General features: G+C 70.2%; 12 protein-coding genes. 9 read left to right on the forward strand and 3 right to left on the reverse strand.

Going from position 1 to position 14,498, the window contains the following annotated elements; translation table 11 throughout:
* Positions 1–2 precede the first annotated feature (2 nt).
* A complete protein-coding gene (locus tag ACFZBP_RS27010) occupies positions 3–299 on the reverse strand; it encodes a hypothetical protein (protein ID WP_383455987.1) in 297 nt (98 codons plus the stop codon).
* Between the two features lie 151 nt (positions 300–450).
* Here ACFZBP_RS27010 and ACFZBP_RS27015 point away from each other — a divergent pair, with 151 nt between their 5' ends.
* The 5 genes from ACFZBP_RS27015 (at position 451) to ACFZBP_RS27035 (ending at position 8,480) form a co-directional block, all read left to right on the forward strand.
* Complete coding sequence (locus tag ACFZBP_RS27015) at positions 451–804, forward strand: hypothetical protein (RefSeq protein WP_383455576.1); 354 nt, start codon at positions 451–453, stop codon at positions 802–804.
* Positions 805–1,024: 220 nt separating this feature from the next.
* The gene (locus tag ACFZBP_RS27020) at positions 1,025–2,275 is read left to right on the forward strand and encodes an Ig-like domain-containing protein (RefSeq protein WP_391416756.1); all 1,251 of its coding nucleotides are present in this window, start codon (positions 1,025–1,027) and stop codon (positions 2,273–2,275) included.
* 158 nt (positions 2,276–2,433) lie between these two features.
* Positions 2,434–3,924, forward strand: coding sequence for an ABC transporter permease (locus tag ACFZBP_RS27025; protein WP_383455571.1), 1,491 nt, complete (start codon positions 2,434–2,436; stop codon positions 3,922–3,924).
* Positions 3,925–4,289: 365 nt separating this feature from the next.
* Complete coding sequence (locus ACFZBP_RS27030; RefSeq protein ID WP_383455569.1) at positions 4,290–4,973, forward strand: ABC transporter ATP-binding protein; 684 nt, start codon at positions 4,290–4,292, stop codon at positions 4,971–4,973.
* A 237-nt stretch (positions 4,974–5,210) separates the two neighbouring features.
* Positions 5,211–8,480, forward strand: coding sequence for a S8 family serine peptidase (locus tag ACFZBP_RS27035; protein WP_391416760.1), 3,270 nt, complete (start codon positions 5,211–5,213; stop codon positions 8,478–8,480).
* A gap of 81 nt (positions 8,481–8,561) precedes the next feature.
* Here the strand turns inward: ACFZBP_RS27035 and ACFZBP_RS27040 are convergent, their stop codons facing one another.
* On the reverse strand, positions 8,562–8,945 hold the full coding sequence (locus tag ACFZBP_RS27040) for a VOC family protein (RefSeq protein ID WP_383455565.1): 384 nt from the start codon (positions 8,943–8,945) through the stop codon (positions 8,562–8,564).
* Positions 8,946–9,194: 249 nt separating this feature from the next.
* Between ACFZBP_RS27040 and ACFZBP_RS27045 the strand changes: the two genes are divergently transcribed.
* The 3 genes from ACFZBP_RS27045 to ACFZBP_RS27055 are packed head-to-tail and all read left to right on the forward strand — an operon-like array spanning position 9,195 to position 12,264.
* On the forward strand, positions 9,195–10,250 hold the full coding sequence (locus tag ACFZBP_RS27045; protein ID WP_391416762.1) for an ABC transporter substrate-binding protein: 1,056 nt from the start codon (positions 9,195–9,197) through the stop codon (positions 10,248–10,250).
* Positions 10,247–11,233: a FecCD family ABC transporter permease gene (locus ACFZBP_RS27050; RefSeq protein ID WP_383455559.1), complete on the forward strand. Its 987-nt coding sequence runs from the start codon at positions 10,247–10,249 to the stop codon at positions 11,231–11,233. The genes ACFZBP_RS27045 and ACFZBP_RS27050 overlap by 4 nt, the downstream gene beginning before the upstream one ends.
* Positions 11,230–12,264, forward strand: coding sequence for an iron chelate uptake ABC transporter family permease subunit (locus tag ACFZBP_RS27055; RefSeq protein ID WP_391416765.1), 1,035 nt, complete (start codon positions 11,230–11,232; stop codon positions 12,262–12,264). Before ACFZBP_RS27050 ends, ACFZBP_RS27055 begins: the two co-directional genes overlap by 4 nt.
* Positions 12,265–12,312: 48 nt before the next feature.
* On the opposite strand, the gene ACFZBP_RS27060 is transcribed toward ACFZBP_RS27055, so the two are convergent.
* Complete coding sequence (locus tag ACFZBP_RS27060; protein WP_383455553.1) at positions 12,313–13,353, reverse strand: NAD(P)-dependent alcohol dehydrogenase; 1,041 nt, start codon at positions 13,351–13,353, stop codon at positions 12,313–12,315.
* Positions 13,354–13,525: 172 nt separating this feature from the next.
* Between ACFZBP_RS27060 and ACFZBP_RS27065 the strand changes: the two genes are divergently transcribed.
* Positions 13,526–14,458, forward strand: coding sequence for a helix-turn-helix domain-containing protein (locus ACFZBP_RS27065; RefSeq protein ID WP_391416767.1), 933 nt, complete (start codon positions 13,526–13,528; stop codon positions 14,456–14,458).
* The last annotated feature ends 40 nt before the right edge of the window (positions 14,459–14,498 follow it).

A 14,498-nucleotide genomic window follows, 5' to 3' on the forward strand; every position in this document is an offset into this window, starting at 1 on the left:
ATTCAAAAACCGAGACGTTCCCGGCGAACCGAATACGCGACGAAGCCCGCGCCCAGCGCGAGGGAGACGGTCCCGCCGACGATGTACGGCGTGGTGTCGAAGCTGCCGGTGTCGGCGAGCCGGGTGCCGTCCGCCGTGGTGTCCCGCGCGCTCTCGGACGTGACCCGCGCCTGCTGGGTGACCTGCGACGTGGGGGTCGCCGAGGGCTCCGCTCTGGTCGGATCGTCGCCCGTCGCGTTCGCGGAGGGCACGAACCACAGGGCGCCCAGCAGGGCTCCCGCGGCGGTGGCGGTCAGCAGCGATCGGCGTGCGGTGGACGACGATCGGTGAGCGGCGGACACGGAATATCGATCCCCTTGTGGCGCTGGCGAATTGGCCGTGTGGGGCGATGTTAGTGAAAGTCGCGGGTCACGGGAAAGTCACGGGAGAAAAGGGCCGTACGCTCCGGGCATGAGTACTCCAGAAACCTCACGTTTTGTACGGCTTCGCGTGGAACTCGTCCTCGAAGTGGACGACCAGGACGCCGTCACCAAGGCCGCGCTGCGGCGGATCGCCGACGACACGACCATGCCGGACGACGAGCGGACCCACGCCGAGGCCGCTGTGACGGAAGACACTGCGGAGGCCCTCGCCTATCTCGTCGACCCGTTCGACCTGGTCAGCGAGGTGCCCGGGGTCGACCTCGCGCAGGCCTCCTGGTCCAGCGAGCACGTCGAGTACGACCCGGATTCGCCCGAGTGGGACCTCGGCGAGGATGATGAGGACGAGGACTTCGACGGCGAAGGGGCCGGGCGGGCCGGCTGAGGCTTCTTGGGGAAATCGTGACCCCGGGTGGCAACCGCCGCCCGGGGTTTCGTCGTCTCATGGGGCGCACTGACCGACACCCGCACCACCGGCCTCGAAGGCGTGGTGTGCCCCACACGTGCATGGGATGTGGAACGGGACGAACCGGTCGTAGCGTTGAAGATTCTTAACGGGGACTCTCGGGCGTTTTGGGGATTCGGGAACAATGGAGAAGCGTGTGATGACGAACAGTAAGCGGCGCAAGGGCCTGACGGTCGCGTCCGCACTGCTCGGCGGTGTCCTGGTGCTCTCGGCCTGCTCCGGCGGCGACGACAACGCCTCCGGCAACGACGGCGGGGACAGCTCACAGTCCAAGGTCGACGAGGCGGCGGCCAAGGAGACCTCCGCGGCGCAGATCAAGATCACGCCCGAGGACGGCACCGACAACGCCTCCATCAACAACTCCGCCGCCGTCACCGTGAGCAAGGGCACGCTCACCGAGGTGACGATGACGACCGCCGAGGGCGCCGCGGTCGAGGGCGCGATATCCGCCGACAAGACCAGCTGGAAGCCCAACGCCCAGCTGGAGCGCTCCACGACCTACAAGGTCACCGTGACCGCCAAGGACGCCAAGGGCCTGGAGGCCCACGAGAACGCCTCCTTCACCACGGTCTCCCCGAAGAACAGCTTCCTCGGCTACTTCACGCCGGAGGACGGCTCCACGGTCGGCGTGGGCATGCCGGTCTCGATCAACTTCGACAAGTCGATCACCAACAAGGCGGCCGTCCAGAAGGGCGTCACCGTCACCTCCACCAGCGGTCAGGAAGTCGTCTGCCACTGGTTCAACGACACCCGCATGGACTGCCGGCCCGACGAGTACTGGAAGGGCGGCTCGACCGTCACCCTGAAGATGGCCCTGGACGGCGTCGAGGGCGCCGACGGTGTCTACGGCGTCCAGGAGAAGACGGTCACCTTCAAGATCGGCCGCAACCAGATCTCCTACGTCGACGCGAAGACCAAGCAGATGAAGGTCACGCAGGACGGCAAGACCATCAAGACCATCCCGATCTCCGCGGGCTCCCCGGACAACAAGACCTACGAAGGCGTCATGGTGATGTCCGAGAAGTTCAAGGAGACGCGCATGAACGGCGCGACCGTGGGCTTCACGGACGACGACGGCAAGGGCGAGTACGACATCAAGGACGTGCCGCACGCCATCCGCCTGTCCACCTCCGGCACCTTCATCCACGGTAACTACTGGGGCGCGAAGTCCATCTTCGGCAGCGTGAACACCAGCCACGGCTGCGTGGGCCTGTCCGACACCAAGGGCGCCAACGACAAGGGCACCGCGGGCTACTGGTTCTACAACAACTCGATGGTCGGCGACGTGGTGGTCGTCGAGAACACCGGTGACAAGACCATCGCCCCGGACAACGGCCTCAACGGCTGGAACATGGACTGGGCGCAGTGGAAGGCCGGTTCGGCGGTCTGACCGACGCCGGGCGCGTAGCCGCCGCACAGCTCCCGCACAAGTAGCCGATGCCGCCCCAAGGGGCGGCATCGGTGTTTCCGGGGAGGCTCCCAGCCTTCTCATCCATCTCTTATGTCGGCCTTATCCCTTCATCACGCGCCGTCCCTAGCTTGCGGCGCATGTTCTTCACCTACCTGAGGCGCGAGCTGCGCCGCCGCAGAAAGGCGGCCCTCGTCGTCGCCTCCGGACTCGCGCTGGGTATCGCGCTGGTCATCGTGGTCAACTCCGTGTCCTCCGGCATGAGCCAGGCCCAGGACAAGGTCCTGCAGTCCCTGTACGGCCTGGGCACGGACATGACCGTCACCAAGGCCGCCGAGCCGGCCGCGAGCAGCTCCGAGCGGCCGCGGTTCCGGTTCGACGCGCGCGAGGACGGCTCCGACGAGGAGCAGTCCAGCGACCGGGTGATGGTCCAGGGCTTCCAGACGCTCGCGAGCTCGACCGTCGCCAAGGTCGGCGCGCAGGACGGGGTCTCGGACGCCGTCGGCGGGCTGAGCCTCCAAGTCGTCAAGGTCAGCGGGCAGTTCACGCGGGGCCAGTTCCAGCAGGACCAGAGCGGTGGCGGCCAGCAGGGCGGTGGACCCGGCCAGGGCGGGAACGGCGGCAGCGGCCAGCCGCAGGGCGAAGTGCGCGGCGGCGGCGCCGACTTCGACGTCAACAACTACTCCGTCTACGGCACCGACGTCACCAAGCCGGCGCTCGGCCCGCTGACGTCGTCGAAGATCACCAGCGGCCGTACCTTCAAGACGACGGAGACGAACGCCGAGGTCGTCGTCGCCGACACCTCCTACGCCAAGGAGAAGAAGCTCAAGGTCGGCTCGACCGTCACCGTCAAGGGCACCAAGTTCGAGGTGATCGGCATCGCCACGCCCGACAGCGGGGACGCGGCCGCCAACCTCTACATCCCGCTGAAGCAGGCGCAGACGCTGGCCGACGCCAAGGACAAGGTCACCACGATCTACGTCCAGGCGACCGACTCCCAGCGGATCGACTCCGTCAAGTCGGCCATCCAGAAGAACATCTCCGGTACGACGGTGACGACCTCCGCGGATCTCGCGGACACGGTGTCCGGCTCGCTGTCCACGGCGTCCTCGCTGGCGACGAGTGTCGGCAAGTGGCTGTCCATCGCGGTGCTCGTGGCCGCGTTCCTGGTCGCCGGGCTGCTCACCTCGTCGGCGGTCTCCCGCCGGGTGCGGGAGTTCGGGACGCTGAAGGCGCTGGGGTGGAAGTCGGGGCGGGTGACCCGGCAGGTGGTCGGGGAGGCGGTCGTCAACGGGCTGCTCGGCGGTGTGCTGGGGATCGCGGTGGGGCTCGCGGGGGCGTACGTCGTGACCGCGATCAGTCCGACGCTGCAGGCTCAGCTCGGTGGGGGTGCCGGTGGCGGCGGTATGGGCGGGGGCCCGGGAGGTGGCGGTGGCGGTGGCTTCGGTGGCGGCCCCGGCCGGCAGACGGCGTCCACGACGCTCGACGTCGCCCTGACCGCGCCCGTCAGCCTCACGACGGTCGCCCTCGCGGTGGGCCTCGCGGTGACGGGTGGGTTGATCGCCGGCGCGTTCGGGGGGTGGCGGGCGTCTCGGCTGCGGCCTGCGGATGCGTTGCGGAGGGTCGAGTAGGCGTCGGGGTGCGGCGGTTCTTCGTCTGCGGGTGGGTGGGGGCTGGTCGCGCAGTTCCCCGCGCCCCTGCGGAGGTTGCAGTCCCGCCGGCCACAACTGCGAGGCATCACAGCCGGCGCCACCCCCTAGGGGCGCGGCAAACCGCGCACGTGGCCTCCACGGCCCCGCAGCTGCGTCGGACCGCCCCGCAACCACCCCTCAGGGGCGCGGGGAACCGCGCACGTGGCTCCCATGCCCCCGCAGCTATGTCCGACCGACCCGCAACTCCCCAGGGGCGCGGGGAACTGCGCGACAAGCCCCCACCCGCCCGCAGTCGAAATCGACCGCAGACCACCCCGAACCCTCAACTCCCAGGAGCCACCCACATGTACGAGCTCAGAAACGTCACCAAGAGCTACACCCGGGGCAAGGACACCGTCCACGCCCTCGACGGAGTCGATCTCACGATCGCCGACGGGGACCGTCTCGTCATCCAGGGCCCCACCGGCGGAGGCAAGTCCACCCTGCTCCAGATGCTCGGTGGACTGGACAGGCCCACCGCGGGTGAGGTCGTGCTCGACGGCACCGACCTGGCCAAGCTCCCCGAGGCGAGGCTGACAAAGGTCCGCAGCGAGAACATCGGCTTCGTCTTCCAGGCCTTCAACCTCATCCCCACCCTCACCGCCCAGGAGAACGTCGAGACCGCCCTCGTCCCCCTGGGTATCAAGGCGAAGCAACGCCGCGAACGAGCCGCCGAGGCACTGACGTCGGTCGGCCTCGGCGAGCGCCTCGGACACCTGCCGTCCGAGATGTCCGGCGGACAGCAGCAGCGCGTCGCCATCGCCCGCGCACTCGTCAAGGAACCGAAGGTACTGCTCGCCGACGAACCCACCGGAAACCTCGACGAGTCGATGCGCGACGAGATCATGGACGTACTCGAACGCATGTGGAAGGAACTCGGGCTGACCTTCATCATGGTCACCCACGACTCCGCGATTGCGAAAAAGGCCCCACGAGTGGCGACCATCCGCAAGGGACGCATCAGTGTCAAGGAAAACGCGGGAGCGTAACTTGAGCACTGTGTAACGGAGTTCTCGCCGCCGCGTAACAGTTGACCGGCGGGCTTCTTACCTCCTTCTCATCTATTGAGGCCCCTGATCGCCCCTCGGCATACTGCGTATTCCGGGGGGTGACGTGTAATGCGTACGTGACCTCCCCCGGCCGGGTGAAGGGGAATTCACCCGGACCATCTGCAAGGGGGAAACTTGCGCAGACAACTCAAAAGCGTATGCGCGGCCTCAGTCGCCATGGCGGCCGCCGTGGCCCTCGCCTCGGGAATGACCACCCCGGCGTCGGCCGAACCGGAGCAGAGCGCCTCCGGCACCGCTCACTCACCCACCTCCCCCCACCGCGTCACCCTGATCACGGGTGACCGGGTCGCCGTCGACTCCAAGGGCCGCGTGGTCGGCCTGGAGCGGGCGAAGGGACGTCAGCACATACCCGTCCAGGTCCGCGAGATCCGCGGGCACACCCTCGTGATCCCGGCCGACGCGGCCCGGCTGGTCGCGGCCGGCAAGCTCGACCAGCGGCTGTTCGACGTCACCGAGCTGACCAGGTCCGCGATCCGCACCTCCCAGGCCAAGGGCCTGAAGGTCATCGTCGGCTACAAGGGAGCCGCCACCGGCGCCAAGGCGGACGTCCGCGACGCGGGCAAGCTGCGCCGGACCCTGACGTCCCTGAACGCGGACGCGGTGCAGACCTCGCAGCAGGACACGCCCGATCTGTGGGACGCGCTCACCAACGGTGACCGGACCGCCTCCGGCATCGCGCACGTCTGGCTCGACGGCGTCCGCAAGGCGAGCCTCGACAAGTCCGTGGCCCAGATCGGCGCCCCCAAGGCGTGGTCGGCCGGCTACGACGGCAAGGGCGTCAAGATCGCCGTCCTGGACACCGGTGTCGACGCGACCCATCCCGACCTCAAGGACCAGGTCGTCGCCGCCAAGAACTTCACCCCCGCCGCCACAGCGCAGGACAAGTACGGGCACGGCACGCACGTCGCGTCCATCGCGGCGGGCACCGGCGCCAAGTCGGGCGGCAAGTACAAGGGCGTCGCACCGGGCGCCGACATCATCAGCGGCAAGGTTCTCGACGACGACGGCTTCGGCGACGACTCCGGCATCCTCGCCGGCATGGAGTGGGCCGCCGAGCAGGGCGCCCAAGTCGTCAACATGAGCTTGGGCGGCGCCGACACCCCGGAGACCGACCCGCTGGAGGCGGCGGTCGACAAGCTGTCCGCCGAGAAGGGCATCCTCTTCGCCATCGCGGCGGGCAATGCCGGCCCGGAGAGCCTCGGTTCGCCCGGCAGCGCGGAGGCCGCGCTCACCGTCGGCGCCGTCGACGACAAGGACGTGCTCGCGCCCTGGTCCAGCACCGGCCCCCGACTCGGTGACGGCGCCGTCAAGCCCGACGTGACGGCGCCGGGCGTCGACATCACGGCCGCGTCCGCCAAGGGCAGCGTCATCGAGCAGGAGGTCGGCGAGAAGCCGCCCGGCTACTTGACCATCGAGGGCACGTCCATGGCGACCCCGCATGTCGCGGGCGCGGCGGCGATCCTGAAGCAGCAGCACCCGGACTGGACGTACACCGAGCTCAAGGGTGCGCTGACCGGGTCCGCCAAGGGCGGCAAGTACACGCCGTTCCAGCAGGGTTCGGGCCGTATCCAGCTCGACAAGGCCATCAAGCAGACCGTGATCGCCGAACCGGCGTCGGTGAGCTTCGGTGTGCAGCAGTGGCCGCACACCGACGACAAGCCGGACACCAGGAAGCTGACCTACCGCAACTTCGGCACCCAGGACGTCACGCTCGCCCTCTCCGTGACGGCCACGGACCCCAAGGGCCGGCCGGCTCCGGAGGGTTCCTTCGAGCTGGGGGCGACGAAGGTGACGGTTCCGGCGGGCAAGGAGGCCGCCGTCGACCTCACCGTCAACACCAGGCTGGGCGGCACGCTCGACGGCGCCTACTCCGCGTACGTGACGGCGAGGGGCGGCGGGCAGAGCGTCCGCACGGCCGCCGCGGTGCAGCGCGAGGTGGAGTCGTACGACGTCACCGTCAGGCACATCGGCCGGGACGGCAAGCCGGCGTCCGAGTACGACACCAGCCTGTTCGGGTACTCGGGCCTGGCGACGAACCTGGACCAGAAGGTGCCGGTCACCGAGTCCGGCACCGTAAAGATGCGGCTGCCCAGGGGCTCGTATCTGCTGAACGCCTTCATCGACAAGAACCCGGACTCCTTCGAGGGCGGGCTCGACTGGCTGGTCCAGCCGAAGCTGGACCTCACCAGGAACACCTCCGTGACGATCGACGCCCGCACCACCAGGCCGGCCGACATCACCGTGCCGGACGCGCGGGCCAAGCAGGTGGCCGCCGGCGGCGACTACTTCTACGACCCGGCGGGCATCGGCCTCGGCATCAGCGTCGACACCTTCGCCAACCTGCGCATGGCGCACGTCGGTCCGGCCGTCGCGAGCGGCCTGAGCCAGACCTGGAACGGCCAGTGGACCAAGGGCGCGGACACCGAGTACAACGTGGCCACGGTGGCCGAGGTCAAGAAGATCCAGGGCGACAAGGTCCGCCACTTCAAGGCGAGTGAGCTCGCCAAGGTGAAGAACGGCCTCGGCGCCGCGGCCCCCGGCAAGACCGGCGGGCTGCTCACCGCGGGCAGCTTCCCCGACGGCGGCATCGTCAGCGACCCGATCGAGCAGAAGCTGCCGGGCACGCGCACGGTGTACCTGTCCACGTCCGACAAGATCCAGTGGTCGTTCGACTTCGAGCAGTACGCCGGCCGGGACGCCGACGGCCTCCCGGTGATCGACGCGTCCTACTCCCTGGGCGAGTCGCGGACCTACAAGGCGGGGCAGAGCTACTCCAACACCTTCAACACGGCGGTCTTCGGCCCGCGCATCGACAAGGACTACGGCCTCTTCCGTGAGGGCAACGACATCTACGGCCAGCTGCCGGTGTTCGCGGACGCCGGCAAGCACGCGGGCTCCTCGGTCTTCACCTCGGCGACCACGAGCCTGTACCGCAACGGCACCAAGATCGGCAGCTACGACGACACGGTGTTCGGCGGCGGGACGTTCAAGGTCCCGGCCGGGGACGCCGAGTACAAGCTGACGACCTCGGTCAAGCGGAGCGTCAAGGTCGCGGCAGCCTCCACGCGGATCGACGCGAGCTGGACCTTCCGCTCCAAGAAGCCGTCCACCGAACAGGCCGTGCTCCCGGCCTCCACGGTCCGCTTCAACGCCAGGACGGGCCTGGACAGCCGGGTCGAGGCCGACCGGAAAGTGACGTTCCCGGTCACCGTCGAGGGCTCGGCGGCGGGCAGCAACCTGAAGTCGCTGCACGTGTACGTGTCGTACGACTACGGCCAGACCTGGAAGAAGCTCGACGTCAGGAACGGCAAGATCACCGTGAAGAACCCGGCGAAGGGGAAGGCCATTTCCTTCCACGCCAAGATCGCCGACAAGCAGGGCAACAAGTCGACGATCTCGATCTACAACGCGTACTACGGGAAGTAGATGCGAAAGCCCGCCGGAAGTCGCAGCTTCCGGCGGGCATTCGCGTTTCGACGAGCCCGTGCCGGAGGGGCTGAAACGACGTCAGTCGCCGCTGCCGTACGGCCTGGTAAGGATTTCCAGGTTGTGGCCGTTCGGGTCCTCGAAATAGGTGCCGCGGCCGCCGTCGTTGTGGTTGATCTCGCCGGCGCGGCGGTGGTACGGGTCGGCCCAGTACGTGAGGCCGGCCTCACGGATCCGGCCGAAGATCGTGTCGAAGTCGTCCTCCGACACCAGGAACGCGTAGTGCTGCGGCGTGATGGCGTCGCGGGAGTCCGCGTAGTCCAGGGTCACCCCGTTCGGGATCTCGACCGGGATGAACGGGCCGTACTGCGGGCTCACCTCCAGGCCCAGGATGTCGGCGAGAAACCGGGCCGAGGCCTGCTTGTCGTGCGCGGCGACGATGGTGTGGTTGAGCCGGACGGTCATCGGGGCTGCCTCCTCGTGTGCACGGTTCGGACGGGCTCCTGATCCCACGCTAGGCAGGGGCCGTGGGGCGGCGCATCGGTCCTGGGGCGGGGGTGGTTCTACTGCTGCGGTACTCCGCCTCCCCGGAGCCGTGCGTTCCGCATGAGATCGACCAGGGTAAGGTAAGGCTCGCCTTAGTTATTGGTCGTCAGTCGATGGACGTCAGTCGTCAGTCGTCGTGATCGTGTGGGAGCAGTGGTGCGTGCAGGCATGCGTGCAGTCGGAATGAAGGCCGTCCTGGCCACGGCCGTCGTCGGAGCGCTGCTCGCCGGCTGTTCGTCCGCGCCGGACGGCGGGGGCGGCACCGCGAAGGAGGACGGCTCACGCAGCCAGGTGATCGGCGCCGCCGAGGGCGACGGCCCCTCCGCCGCGCCCAGCGCCCTCGCCGACGGCATGGGCGCCGACACCGACAAGGACGGCTCCTTCCCGCGCACCGTCAAGCACTTCCAGGGCAGTACGACCCTCAAGGCCGAGCCGGAGAGGATCGCCGTCCTCAGCACCGGACAGCTCGACGACCTGCTCTCCCTCGGCATCGTCCCCACGGCCACGACCCGCGCCGACAACGCCGGGCTCGTGCCGGACTACCTCGCCGACGCCCACCCCGAGGACAAGGCACGGCTCGCCGCGATGACCGACGCGGGCACCCGGCAGGCACCCAACCTCGAATCGCTGGCCGCCGCCGAGCCCGACCTGATCCTCGCCAACGACTCGCTCGGCGACCTCTACCCCAAACTGTCGAGGATCGCGCCCACCGTGATCACCGCCGGCAACGGCGTCAACTGGAAGCGCGACCTGCTGCTCGTCGGCGAAGCCGTCGGCAAGGGCCGGCAGGCGCGGGAGCTGCTGGACGACATCGCCGCCGACGCGGTGAAGCAGGGCCAGGCCGTCGAAGGCGACCCCGCCGTCTCCATGGTGCGCTTCACGCCGGACCGGACCCGGATGTTCGGCGTCTCCTCCTTCACCGGCTCCATCGCCGTGGACATGGGACTGAAGCGGCCCGAGTCGCAGCGGTTCAACGCCATTTCCGAGGACATCGGCCCCGAGAGCGTCGACACCGCGGACGGCGACTGGATCTTCTACTCCGTGCAGGGCGACCCGGCGAAGACCGATGCCGCGAGCGTGGTGGCCGGGCCGCTGTGGAAGTCGATGAAGGCGGTCGAGGCCGGGCACGCCGTGAAGGTGGACGACGACCCGTGGTACCTCAACGCCGGTCCGACCGCGGCACGGCTGGTGATACGGCAGCTCGCCGAGCACATCGGCAAGTGAGGTCCCCGCTTGCCTTCGCGGCCGCCGTCCTCGCGGTGGCCGCCGCGGTCGTGCTCAGCCTCGCCGTCGGCACCCGCGCGGTACCGCCGTCCGCCGTGCTCGACGCCCTGCTGCACGGCGGCGGCTCACCGGACGCGCTCGTCGTACGGTCGCTGCGGCTGCCGCGCACCGAGGTGGGCCTGGCGGCCGGCGCCGCGCTCGGGACGGCCGGGGCCGCGCTCCAGGCCGTCACCCGCAACCCGCTCGCCGATCCCGGCATCCTCGGGCTGAGCCAGGGCGCCGCGGCCGGGGTCGTCCTCGCCATCGCCCTCGGCCTCGCGAACGGTTTCGGCGGCTACGTCTGGTACGCCTTCGCCGGTGCCGTCGCCGCCGCGTGCCTGGTCTACGGCATCGCCGCCCGGGGGCGGGGCGGCGCGTCGCCGGTGAAGCTGGCCCTCGCGGGGACCGCGCTGTCGGCGATGACGGCCGGTGCCACGACCGTCGTCCTGACCTCCAGCTCGGCCACGCTCGACCAGTTCCGGTTCTGGCAGGTCGGGGCGCTCAGCGGACGGGACGCGGACACGGTCGTACGCATGCTGCCGTTCCTCGTGGTCGGGGCCGCCCTGGTACTGGCCTGCGCCCGGGGGCTGGACGCGTTGGCCCTCGGGGACGAGACGGCCCGGGCGCTGGGGCATCGGGTGGCGGTGGTGCGGGGCGTCGCGGCCACGGGGGCGACGCTGCTGACCGCCGCCGCGGTGGCCGCGGCCGGGCCGGTGGCGTTCGTGGGACTGGCGGTGCCGCATCTCGCCCGACGGCTGGTGCGGGGCGGGTACCCGGCGGTGCTGCCGCTGTCCGGGCTGCTGGGCGCCGCGCTGCTGCTGGGCGCCGACGTGGCGGGCCGGGTCGTACGGGCGCCGGCGGAGGTGCCGGCCGGGGTGATGACGGCGTTGGTGGGAGTGCCGGTGCTGGTGGTGCTGGTACGGAGGAAAGGGGCGGTCTCTTGAGGGCCGGCACGACTCTCCTGCGCCCCCACCCCCGCGTCTCCCTCCTCCTCCACCGCCGGTCCGCCGCCGTGGCCCTCGTCCTCCTGGGGATCCTCGTCGCCGCCGTGCTGACCTCGGCCTGCGTAGGCCAGACGTACATCCCGCCCGCCCAGGTCTGGCACACCCTGCGCACCGGATCCGGCCCGTACGACCTCGTCGTCAACGAACTGCGCGTCCCCCGGATCGCCGTCGGCGTCCTCGTCGGTGCCGCGCTGGGGCTGGCCGGGGCGCTGGTGCAGACCGTCACCCGGAACCCGCTGGCCAGCCCCGATGTCATCGGCGTCGGACACGGGGCCGCCGCCGCGACCGTGCTCGCGCTGGCGACCGGCGTCGTCAGTTCGCCCGGTGCCCTGCCCGTGGTGTCCGTGCTCGGCGGACTCGTCGCGGCCGCCCTCGTCTACGTACTGGCCTGGCGGCGCGGTATGCAGCCGAGCCGGTTCGTGCTCACCGGCGTCGGCATCGGGGTCGCGCTCTCGGCCGTGGTGCAGCTGTACCTCACCGACAGCGAGCTGGAGGCCGCCGAGCAGGTCAAGCTGTGGCTGACCGGGAGCCTCAACGGGCGCGGCTGGGAGCAGGCGTGGCCGCCGGCCGTCGTACTGGGTCTCTCCCTGCCCGCCCTGGTGTGGGCGAGCCGGGCGCTGCGGTCCCTCGCGCTCGATCCCGAGACCGCGGCCGGGCTCGGCGTACGCGTCGACCGGGTCCGGCTCGGACTCACCGTCCTCGGCGTCGTCCTCGCCGCCACCGCGACCGGTGCCGCCGGACCGATCGGGTTCGTCGCGCTCACCGCGCCACAACTGGCCCGACGGCTCACCCGTACGCCCCAACTGCCGCTCCTCAACTCCGCGTTGACGGGCGCGGTCGTCCTGGTCGCCGCCGATCTCGTGGCCCGGACCCTGCTGCCCCCGCTGGAGATCCCGGTCGGCGCGCTCACCGCGCTGGTCGGCGGGCCGTATCTGCTGTGGCTGCTGGGACGGCGTACGGCGACACGCTGAGGGCCCCGGAGCAGTGCGGCTCCGGGGCCCTCGGTCAGCGGCGGGACGTCAGATCGTCGCCGCGTCGATCACGAACCGGTAGCGCACGTCGCTGTTCAGGACCCGCTCGTACGCCTCGTTGATCTGGTCGGCGTCGATCAGCTCGATCTCGGCGCCGAAGCCGTGCTCCGCGCAGAAGTCCAGCATCTCCTGGGTCTCGGCGATGCCGCCGATCGCCGAGCCGGCGAGGGTCTTGTTGCCGCCGATCAGCGAGAACAGGTTCAGGGCGACGGGCTCCTCCGGGGCGCCCACGTTCACCAGGGCGCCGCCCGTCCGCAGCAGGCCGAGGTAGGCGCCGAAGTCCAGCGGCGCGGACACCGTGGAGAGGATCAGGTCGAAGGAGCCGGCGAGCTCCTCGAACGTCTTCGGGTCACTGGTCGCGTAGTAGTGGTCGGCGCCCAGCTTCAGGCCGTCGTCCTTCTTGCGCAGCGACTGGGAGAGGACGGTGACCTCGGCACCCAGCGCGTGCGCGATCTTCACGCCCATGTGCCCGAGGCCGCCCAGGCCGATCACGGCGACCTTCTTGCCCGGCCCAGCGCCCCAGTGCTTCAGCGGGGAATACGTGGTGATGCCCGCGCACAGCAGCGGCGCGGCGACGTCCAGGGACAGGCCGTCGGGAACCCGGACGACGAAGTTCTCGTCGACGACGACCTTCTGCGAGTAGCCGCCGTAGGTGGGCTCGCCGTCCTTGCCGACGGCGTTGTACGTGCCGACCGAACCGCCGGTGCAGTGCTGCTCCGCGCCGGCCTTGCAGTTGTCGCACTCACGGCAGGAGTCGACCAGGCAGCCGACGCCCACGCGGTCGCCGACCTTGTACTTCGTGACGCCCGGGCCGACCTCGGAGACGACGCCCGCGATCTCGTGGCCGGGGACCATCGGGAAGATGGCCTCGCCCCAGCCCTCCCGGGCCTGGTGGATGTCGGAGTGGCAGATGCCCGCGAACTTGATGTCGATCAGCACGTCGTGCTCGCGGACGGCACGGCGCTCGATGGTGGTGCGCTCCAGCGGAGCCTTGGCGGCGGGTGCGGCGTACGCAGCGACAGTGGTCATGCCGGGGTTCTCCTAGCAGGGGGGTTCGCGCCCGGCTGCCTTCTGGCCTGGGCGCGGTGTCCAGCCTGCCTGGATCCCGGGAGGCTACCCAGACCACGGTTCTGCGTACGTTCGCCGGTCCTACCACTGGTGGGGACAGGATCGCGGGCGTACGACCGGGAATACTTGAGGCATGGACGAAATCCCCGAATCCGCTTCCGGGCCCGCCGGCGCCGGCCTCGACCGGCGCGCCGAGCTCAGCGAGTTTCTGCGCACCCGGCGTGCCCGGCTGAAGCCGGAGGACGTCGGGATGCCGGACTTCGGGCGGCACCGCAGGGTGCCGGGGCTGCGACGGGAGGAGCTGGCGCAGCTGGCCGGGGTGTCCGTGGCGTACTACACCCGCCTGGAACAGGGCAACGGGCGGAACGTCTCGGCGGAGGTCCTCGACGCGATCGCCCGGGCGCTGCGGCTGAGCGACGCCGAGCACGCGCACCTCACGCACCTCGCGAAGCCGAAGCAGCACAAGAAGAAGCAGGTCGCGCGGCCCGAGCAGGTACGGCCGGCGCTACGGCAGCTGCTGGACTCCATCGACGGCGTGCCCGCGTACATCTCGGGCCGGCGCTCGGACATCCTCGCCTGGAACGGGATGGCGGCGGCGCTCTTCGGCGACTGGTCGGAGCTGCCGGCACAGGAGCGGAACTGGGCGCGGCTGGTCTTCCTGCGGCCCGAGTACCGCGAGCTGTTCGTGGAGTGGGACCAGAAGGCGTCCGACGTCGTCAGCTATCTGCGCATGGACGCGGGCTGCCACTCCGACGACCCGCGCCTGTCGGCCCTCGTCGGTGAACTCTCCCTCAAGAGCGAGGAGTTCCGCCGGCTGTGGGCCACGCATGACGTCAAGGAGAAGACGTACGGCGTCAAGCACCTGCGGCATCCGCTGGTGGGCGAGCTGACCCTGAACTTCGAGTCGTTCCGCCTCGGCGACGGCACGGAACAGGTCCTGATCACGCACCACGCGGAGCCGGGCTCGCCCTCGGCGGAGGCCTTGCGGCTGCTGGCCAGCTGGGGAACGGACGCGACGAAGGCGGGGTCCGGGACGGGTCCGGGGTCCGGGGCTTCGAGGGCGTAGGTGTGGTGAGGCGGGGCCCGGGAGAGGCTGCCGGGAGGGC

The sequence above is a fragment of the Streptomyces sp. NPDC008086 genome (genome assembly GCF_042957325.1).
Lineage (GTDB): Bacteria > Actinomycetota > Actinomycetes > Streptomycetales > Streptomycetaceae > Streptomyces.

Excerpts from the sequence above, each read along its gene's own strand:
- ACFZBP_RS27015 (WP_383455576.1), top strand. The coding sequence starts at position 451 with ATGAGTACTCCAGAAACCTCACGTTTTGTACGGCTTCGCGTGGAACTC.
- ACFZBP_RS27020 (WP_391416756.1), top strand. The coding sequence starts at position 1,025 with ATGACGAACAGTAAGCGGCGCAAGGGCCTGACGGTCGCGTCCGCACTG.
- ACFZBP_RS27025 (WP_383455571.1), top strand. The coding sequence starts at position 2,434 with ATGTTCTTCACCTACCTGAGGCGCGAGCTGCGCCGCCGCAGAAAGGCG.
- ACFZBP_RS27030 (WP_383455569.1), top strand. The coding sequence starts at position 4,290 with ATGTACGAGCTCAGAAACGTCACCAAGAGCTACACCCGGGGCAAGGAC.
- ACFZBP_RS27035 (WP_391416760.1), top strand. The coding sequence starts at position 5,211 with ATGGCGGCCGCCGTGGCCCTCGCCTCGGGAATGACCACCCCGGCGTCG.
- ACFZBP_RS27040 (WP_383455565.1), bottom strand. The coding sequence starts at position 8,945 with ATGACCGTCCGGCTCAACCACACCATCGTCGCCGCGCACGACAAGCAG.
- ACFZBP_RS27045 (WP_391416762.1), top strand. The coding sequence starts at position 9,195 with ATGCGTGCAGTCGGAATGAAGGCCGTCCTGGCCACGGCCGTCGTCGGA.
- ACFZBP_RS27060 (WP_383455553.1), bottom strand. The coding sequence starts at position 13,353 with ATGACCACTGTCGCTGCGTACGCCGCACCCGCCGCCAAGGCTCCGCTG.
- ACFZBP_RS27065 (WP_391416767.1), top strand. The coding sequence starts at position 13,526 with ATGGACGAAATCCCCGAATCCGCTTCCGGGCCCGCCGGCGCCGGCCTC.